The sequence below is a fragment of the Streptomyces boluensis genome (assembly GCF_009908195.1).
Lineage (GTDB): Bacteria > Actinomycetota > Actinomycetes > Streptomycetales > Streptomycetaceae > Streptomyces > Streptomyces boluensis.
Map to the genome: position 1 here is coordinate 1 of NZ_JAAAHS010000379.1, position 7,463 is coordinate 7,463.

The 7,463-nt window shown below is 71.4% G+C and carries 9 protein-coding genes; 6 read left to right on the forward strand and 3 right to left on the reverse strand.

Going from position 1 to position 7,463, the window contains the following annotated elements:
- Positions 1-150: 150 nt before the first annotated feature.
- Positions 151-852, reverse strand: a complete 702-nt coding sequence (locus GUY60_RS31340; RefSeq protein WP_161703974.1) for an SDR family NAD(P)-dependent oxidoreductase — start codon at positions 850-852, stop codon at positions 151-153.
- Positions 853-1,101: 249 nt separating this feature from the next.
- Here GUY60_RS31340 and GUY60_RS31345 point away from each other — a divergent pair, with 249 nt between their 5' ends.
- The 3 genes from GUY60_RS31345 to GUY60_RS31355 all read left to right on the forward strand — a co-directional run bounded on the left by GUY60_RS31345 (position 1,102) and on the right by GUY60_RS31355 (position 3,380).
- The gene (locus GUY60_RS31345; RefSeq protein ID WP_161703976.1) at positions 1,102-2,280 is read left to right on the forward strand and encodes a GAF domain-containing sensor histidine kinase; all 1,179 of its coding nucleotides are present in this window, start codon (positions 1,102-1,104) and stop codon (positions 2,278-2,280) included.
- Positions 2,273-2,953, forward strand: coding sequence for a response regulator (locus GUY60_RS31350; RefSeq protein ID WP_161703978.1), 681 nt, complete (start codon positions 2,273-2,275; stop codon positions 2,951-2,953). Before GUY60_RS31345 ends, GUY60_RS31350 begins: the two co-directional genes overlap by 8 nt.
- Before the next feature lie 184 nt (positions 2,954-3,137).
- Entirely contained in the window at positions 3,138-3,380 is a 243-nt protein-coding gene (locus GUY60_RS31355; RefSeq protein ID WP_161703980.1) for a chaplin, read from the forward strand.
- A 99-nt stretch (positions 3,381-3,479) separates the two neighbouring features.
- Here the strand turns inward: GUY60_RS31355 and GUY60_RS31360 are convergent, their stop codons facing one another.
- Positions 3,480-4,268 (reverse strand): Rv1486c family protein, encoded by a 789-nt coding sequence (locus tag GUY60_RS31360; protein ID WP_161703982.1) that lies wholly within the window; start codon positions 4,266-4,268, stop codon positions 3,480-3,482.
- Between the two features lie 121 nt (positions 4,269-4,389).
- On the opposite strand from GUY60_RS31360, the gene GUY60_RS31365 reads away from it, so the two are divergent.
- The 3 genes from GUY60_RS31365 (at position 4,390) to GUY60_RS31375 (ending at position 6,853) form a co-directional block, all read left to right on the forward strand.
- The gene (locus tag GUY60_RS31365; protein ID WP_161703984.1) at positions 4,390-5,187 is read left to right on the forward strand and encodes an ABC transporter ATP-binding protein; all 798 of its coding nucleotides are present in this window, start codon (positions 4,390-4,392) and stop codon (positions 5,185-5,187) included.
- A 165-nt stretch (positions 5,188-5,352) separates the two neighbouring features.
- On the forward strand, positions 5,353-5,781 hold the full coding sequence (locus GUY60_RS31370; RefSeq protein ID WP_161703986.1) for an NfeD family protein: 429 nt from the start codon (positions 5,353-5,355) through the stop codon (positions 5,779-5,781).
- Between the two features lie 124 nt (positions 5,782-5,905).
- Entirely contained in the window at positions 5,906-6,853 is a 948-nt protein-coding gene (locus GUY60_RS31375; RefSeq protein WP_161703988.1) for an SPFH domain-containing protein, read from the forward strand.
- Positions 6,854-6,930: 77 nt separating this feature from the next.
- Here GUY60_RS31375 and GUY60_RS31380 read toward each other — a convergent pair whose 3' ends face one another.
- On the reverse strand, positions 6,931-7,443 hold the full coding sequence (locus GUY60_RS31380; protein WP_161703990.1) for an HNH endonuclease: 513 nt from the start codon (positions 7,441-7,443) through the stop codon (positions 6,931-6,933).
- Positions 7,444-7,463: the final 20 nt, after the last annotated feature.

A 7,463-nucleotide genomic window follows, 5' to 3' on the forward strand; every position in this document is an offset into this window, starting at 1 on the left:
CCCCCGGCCTGCGCTGCTCGACCGGTACCCGCGCGGACAGCTCGTCCGGCACGCGCGTGGGCAGGGTTTTCCGGGCTGTGGGCGCCGGCTCCGGGTGCGGCGTGGGCTCCGCCCCGCGCGGTGCGGGCGCACCGGCACCGGTACGAACCGTCACCGCTCCGCCTCCGCCAGATCAGGCGCCGAGTACCGCCCGCTCGCCGGCCGCGCGTCGAGCAGCCGCAGGAAGGCGGGCACCACGGACTCGGGCGACGGCCGCCCGGAGTCGTCGTCGAGCGGCACCGCGGCCCGGTACAGGTCCGTCCGCATGTCACCCGGGTCCACCGCCCACACCCGCAGGCCCGGCTCCTCCACCGCGAGGACCGCCGACAGCTGGTCGAGCGCCGCCTTCGAGGCGCCGTATCCGCCCCAGGTCTCGTACGCCTCGGCGGCCGCGTCGGAGCTGAGGTTCAGCACCGCCCCCGCCGCCGACTCCCGCAACAGCGGCAGCGCTTCCCGGATCAGCCCGAGCGCCGCCACCACATTGGTCTCCAGCGCCTGCCGCAGCCCGTCGAGCGGCAGCTCGTCGAGCCGTACGAGGGGTTCGGCGCCCAGCGCGCTCGCGTTGTTCACCAGCAGGTCGAGCCCGCCGAGTTCACGCGCCGCGGCGACCAGGGCACCGCGGTGCCAGGGGTCCGTCACGTCACCGGAAACCGCCAGCACGCGCGTGTGGTGCCCCTTCAACTCCGCGGCCGTCTCCGCCAGGGGCCCGGCGGAGCGCGCGTCCAGAACGAGGTCCCAACCACGGGCCGCCAGCGCGGTGGCCCACGCCCGCCCGAACCCCTTCGAAGCCCCCGTCACGATCGCTACCGGCATGGTGTCCAACCCCTCGACGCGTCCGCTGTCCCTGGCGTGTGTCCCCGGAGTGCTCCGTTCCACCACGTAGGAACACCTCCGTTCCACCACGTGGGAACACCTCCGCTCCCAACGTAGGAACGCCTCCGCACCGGACGCCTCAGGCCCGGGACCGCACCCCGCAGGGCCCTTCGCCCTAGTCCTCGGGGCCCAGGCGAGCGCGTACTCACGGCCGATCCGACTGTCGGACCCCGCCGGTACGGTGAGGCCATGACCGGTGCTCCACGCTCAGGCCTGCTCGCGGTGAGCTCAGCGCTCCTCGCCATGAGCCGGCACCTCGAAGTGCGCGACGTCCTCAAGACGATCGTCGTGTCGGCACGCGAACTCCTGGACGCGGAGTACGCGGCGCTCGGTGTGCCCGACGACCACGGCGGCTTCGCGCAGTTCGTCGTCGACGGCGTCAGCGAGGAGCAGTGGAAGGCCATCGGCCCGCTGCCCCGCCAGCACGGCATCCTCGCGTCGATGCTGCACGCAGCCGACACCGAGCGCCTCGCCGACGTGCGCGAGGACCCCCGCTTCGAGGGCTGGCCGGCCGCGCACCCGGAGATGTCCGACTTCCTCGGCCTGCCCATCCGGGACGGCGACGAGATCCTCGGCGCACTGTTCCTCGCCAACAAACTGCGCCCCGTGGAGGCACGCTCCACGGACCCCAAGTGCCCGGAACCACACGGCGGTTGCGGATTCACCGAGGAGGACGAGGAGCTGCTCGGCATCTTCGCCCAGCACGCCGCCCTCGCCCTCACCAACGCCCGGCTGTACGAGCGCAGCCGCGAGCTCACCATCGCCGAGGAGCGCTCCCGGCTCGCGCACGAACTGCACGACGCCGTCAGCCAGAAGCTGTTCTCGCTGCGCCTCACCGCACAGGCCGCCGCCGCCCTCGTCGACCGCGACCCGGCCCGCGCCAAGGACGAACTCCAGCAGGTGGCCGCGCTCGCCGCCGAGGCCGCGGACGAACTGCGCGCGGCCGTCGTCGAGTTGCGCCCCGCCGCCCTGGACGAGGACGGCCTGGTGGCGACGTTGCGTACGCAGATCCAGGTCCTGGACCGCGCGCACTCGGCGCACGTCACCTTCGAGTGCAGCGGCGTGCGCGCCCTTCCCTCGGCACAGGAGGAGGCACTCCTGCGCGTCGCCCAGGAGGCCTTGCACAACGCCCTGCGCCACTCCGGCGCCGCACACGTGAGCGTCGTACTCCAGAAGTGCGAGCAGGGTGCCGAGTTGAGCATCACGGACGACGGCAGCGGGTTCGACACCCGCGCGATACGGAGCGCAGGACGCCACCTCGGCCTGGTGTCGATGCGACACCGGGCCGGCGGGGTCGGCGGCCGCCTGAGCGTCGAATCGGAGCCCGGCAAGGGCACCACGATCACCATGGAGGTCCCCGGTGGCTGAGGCAGCGAGCGGCGCCGCGCGCGCGGCGGGAGACGGGCGGGCCATCAGAGTGCTGCTCGTGGACGACCACCAGGTGGTGCGCCGCGGACTGCGCACCTTCCTCGAGGTCCAGGACGACATCGAGGTCGTGGGCGAGGCGTCCGACGGCGCCGAGGGCATCGCGCGTACGGAGGAACTGCGCCCGGACGTCGTCCTCATGGACATCAAGATGCCCGGCATGGACGGAGTGGAGGCGCTCCGGAAACTGCGTGAACTGGCCAACCCCGCCAAGGTGTTGATCGTCACCAGCTTCACCGAACAGCGCACGGTCGTCCCCGCCCTCCGCGCGGGCGCCGCCGGGTACGTCTACAAGGACATCGACCCGGAGGCGCTGGCCGGCGCCATCCGCTCGGTGCACGCGGGCCATGTCCTGCTGCAACCCGAGGTGGCGGACGCCCTGTTGGCCCAGGACGAGTCGGGCAGTACGCAGGGCAGAGGCGGCTCGCTCACCGAGCGGGAGCGCGAAGTGCTCGGCCTGATCGCCGACGGCCGCTCCAACCGAGAGATCGCCCGCGCCCTGGTCCTCTCGGAGAAGACGGTCAAGACCCACGTCTCGAACATCCTGATGAAGCTGGACCTGGCCGACCGCACCCAGGCGGCACTCTGGGCGGTACGCCACGGGGCGGCGGGCTGAGCAGACCCACCACAGGCACCCGACCACCGCAGGGGCCCAACTGCCCCTGCGGACCGTCATGTTCCGATCTGAGATTCATACCGTCGTGTGGATGTAGCCCGGATGGCGCAACCTCCGCGCGCCCCGGCCGTTCTCAGTGCGTGCTGCGGCGGCTGGCCGCAGCTTCCGCTAGAAGGGTCCCGTAGTGAAGAACCTGAAGAAGGCCGCTGCCGTCTCGATGATGGCCGGTGGCCTGGTCGCCGCCGCCACCGGTTTCGCCTCCGCCACCAGCGCGGACGCCGTGGGCGTGGCCACCCACTCCCCGGGCGTCGGCTCCGGCAACGTCGTCCAGGCGCCGGTCCACGTTCCGGTGAACGCCGTGGGCAACACCGTGAACGTCATCGGCCTGCTCAACCCGGCCTTCGGGAACGGCGCCGTCAACAACTGACGCCCGCCTCCCCGGTCACCCCGCTGACCCGACGGCCCTCCAGGCACACTCTGGAGGGCCGTCCGCGCACAAGGAACCGAGCAGGCCTGTGCACACGCCTCAGCGCACCCCGCGCTCCCGCTCCTCCACGAACGCGTTGTACGCCGCCACCTGCGCCCGCCGCGCGGTGCGCTCGACCGGCCGCAGCGCCTCGCCCCGAGCCGCCATCTCCGATGCGCTCACGGCGCCGCCCGGCCCGTTCTCGTACGCCACCGAGATCAGCAGGCCCACCCGCTGCGCCAGCTCCAACACCCGTACCGCGCGCGGGGGATAGCCCGGAGCCAGCACCTCGCGGCCGCGTTCGGCCCGCGCCCGGTACGCGTCGACGGCCGCATCGGCGACCGGACCGGAGCCCGCCACGTCGAGCCGCAGCAGTAGGTGCGTGGCATCCCGCAGCGCCTCGGCCAGCTCCCGCTCCGCCTCACCGAGCGAGGGCACGTCCGCGGGCGGCGCCTCACGCACCGGCAGGCAGTGCCAGACGACCTCGACATGTACGTCACCTTCCGGCCCGGCCTCGTACACCTCGGGAACGAGCCCCAGCGCGACCCCGTGGCAGACGACCGCCTCCTCGGCCTCCAGGGCACGCGCGTTGAACTCCGGCGGGCCGCTCAGGCCGAGCGGATGTCCGGGCGCGGGCAGCGCCACCCGCAGGCCCGTCGCGCCGAGCGCGCGCAGCCGGCCGAGCGCGAGCGTCAGGCCGACCGGCCCCGACTCACCGGGCAGCCCCTCGACCCGGTGCACCGCGTCCGTACCGACTATCGCGAGCACCGCGTCATCAGGTGAGACAAGTCCAGCAATAAGGGCATTTCCCCAAGAGGCCAGCAGGCCCGAGCGTGGTTCCGTGAGCATGGACACCAGCCTAAGGACCCCACTGGCGACGGGAGTGTCCGACCGGTGGCGTAGGTTTTTCCCCGGGGGCTGCGTCCACAGGCGCAAGCGAGACGAGACTGCAATGGGAGACAACGCGCTCATGAGCGATGTTCTGGAGCTGGTGGACGTATCCGTGGTCCGCGAGGGCCGGGCCCTGGTGGACCAGGTCTCCTGGTCCGTCAAGGAAGGCGAGCGCTGGGTCATCCTCGGCCCCAACGGCGCGGGCAAGACGACCCTGTTGAACCTCGCGTCCAGCTACCTCTTCCCCACCACGGGCACCGCCACCGTTCTGGGCGAGACCCTCGGCCGGCCCGGCACCGACGTCTTCGAGCTGCGCCCCCGCATCGGCGTCGCCGGCATCGCGCTCGCCGACAAGCTGCCCAAGCGCCAGACCGTCCTGCAGACCGTCCTCACCGCGGCGTACGGCATGACCGCCACCTGGCACGAGGACTACGAGGAGATCGACGAGCGGCGCGCCCGCGCCTTCCTCGACCGCCTCGGCATGACGGACTACGTCGACCGCAGGTTCGGCACCCTCTCCGAGGGCGAGCGCAAGCGCACCCTGATCGCCCGCGCCCTGATGACCGACCCTGAGCTGCTCCTCCTCGACGAGCCCGCCGCGGGCCTCGACCTCGGCGGCCGCGAAGATCTCGTACGCAGGCTCGGCCGCCTCGCCCGCGACCCGATCGCCCCCTCGATGCTCATGGTCACGCACCACGTCGAGGAGATCGCCCCCGGCTTCACGCACGTCCTGATGATCCGCCAGGGCAAGGTGCTCGCCGCGGGCCCGATCGAGCTCGAGCTCAGCTCCCGCAACCTCTCCCGCTGCTTCGGCCTCCCGCTCGTCGTCGAGCAGGTCGGCGACCGCTGGACGGCCCAGGGCCTGCCGCTGAGCTGAACCACCCGCGCCGAGGCCCACGACGCAGCGGCCAAGACGCGACAGCGAAGACGAGACAGCCGCGACGCGGACAGCCAAGACCCTTACCGCGTAAGTCAGTTGAGCGACTACAGCGGCCCGGACGCCCCCTGTCCCCGAGGCGACCTTCCCGCCTACCATGACCATGTGGACATCGACGCATGGGTGTGGTGGCTGATCGGGGCGGTCGCCCTCGGCATTCCTCTGGTCCTGACGGCCATGCCGGAGTTCGGGATGTTCGCGGTGGGCGCCGTCGCCGGCGCCGTCACCGCGAGTCTCGGCGGCGGCATCGTCTGGCAGGTGGTGGTCTTCGCGGCCGTCTCGGTCGCCCTCCTCGTGGTGGTACGCCCCATCGCCGCCCGCCACCGCTCCCAACAACCCGGACACGCCTCGGGAGTCGACGCCCTGAAGGGCCGGCAGGCCGAGGTCCTCGAGCGGGTCGACGGCCGCGACGGCCGCATCAAGCTGGCCGGCGAGGTCTGGTCCGCCCGCGCCCTCGACGCCTCACAGTCCTTCGAGGTCGGCCAGCAGGTGGACGTCGTCGAGATCGAGGGTGCGACGGCGATCGTCATGTGACGCCCGCGCGGCGGACGTTGGCGTGAACTGAACGAAGGCGGCCCACGCGCGCCGACCGTCTGACAGACTCGCTCCTCAAGATCTTTCCGGAATCAGAAAGTACGAAGGGCTCGGGGGAACACCGATGCAACCGATCATCATCGTCCTGATCATCCTGGTGGTGCTCGTCTTCATCGCCCTGATCAAGACGATCCAGGTCATTCCACAGGCAAGCGCCGCCATCGTGGAGCGGTTCGGCCGCTACACGCGCACGCTGAACGCGGGACTCAACATCGTCGTGCCGTTCATCGACTCGGTCCGCAACCGGATCGACCTCCGTGAACAGGTCGTCCCCTTCCCGCCGCAGCCGGTGATCACCCAGGACAACCTGGTCGTCAACATCGACACGGTCATCTACTACCAGGTCACCGACGCCCGAGCAGCCACCTACGAAGTGGCCAGCTACATCCAGGCCATCGAGCAGCTCACCGTCACCACCCTGCGCAACATCATCGGCGGCATGGACCTGGAGCGGACCCTGACCTCCCGCGAGGAGATCAACGCGGCCCTGCGCGGCGTCCTCGACGAGGCCACCGGCAAGTGGGGCATCCGCGTCAACCGCGTCGAGCTCAAGGCGATCGAGCCGCCGACCTCCATCCAGGACTCGATGGAGAAGCAGATGCGCGCCGACCGCGACAAGCGCGCCGCGATCCTCACCGCCGAGGGCATCCGCCAGTCCGCGATCCTCACCGCGGAGGGCGAGAAGCAGTCCGCGATCCTCAAGGCCGAAGGTGAGGCCAAGGCAGCCGCCCTGCGCGCGGAGGGCGAGGCACAGGCAGTCCGTACGGTCTTCGAGGCCATCCACGCCGGCGACCCGGACCAGAAGCTGCTCTCCTACCAGTACCTCCAGATGCTCCCGAAGATCGCCGAGGGCGACGCCAACAAGCTCTGGATCGTGCCCAGCGAGATCGGCGACGCCCTCAAGGGCCTCTCCGGCGCCTTCGGCAACTTCGGCCAGCCGGGCGGCGGTTCGGTCCCCGGCGTCTCCACCGCCAAGATCCCCGAGCGCCGCGAACAGCCCCCGCTCGACTGACAGTTGCCCCGTACGCGACCAGGGCCCGCCTCCCGTACAAGGGAGGCGGGCCCTGCTCGTACAACCGGCAAGGCGGCCTACGCCACAGCAGGCAGCTCCGGCAGCCAGTCGGGAAGCCCCGCACGGCTGTCGGCGCCGAGCGCGAGGAGCATGGCCTCGGACGGCGTCGGCACGAACGGCTCGAAAAGCAGTGGCATTTGAGCCTGAGCCGGTGTCCGGTCGGCCTTGCGGTGGTTGTCCGCGGCACACGAGGCGACCGTGTTCAGCCAGGTGTCCCCGCCACCCCGCGACCGCGGCACCACATGGTCCACGGTCGTCGCCCGGTGCCCGCAGTACGCGCACCTGTGCCGGTCCCGTACCAGCACACCCCGCCTCGACCACGGTGCCTGTCTTCGGAACGGCACGCGTACGAACCTCAGCAGCCGGATCACCCGGGGCACCGGCAGGTCCACCGCGGCGCCGCGCATGCGCAGCTCGGGATGGGCGGCCTCGACCACGGCCTTGTCCTGCAGGACCAGAACGACGGCGCGATTCAGCGACACCGTCGACAGTGGCTCGAAGCTCGCGTTCAGTACCAGCGTGTCCCGCATTTCCGCCCACCCTCCCGTGT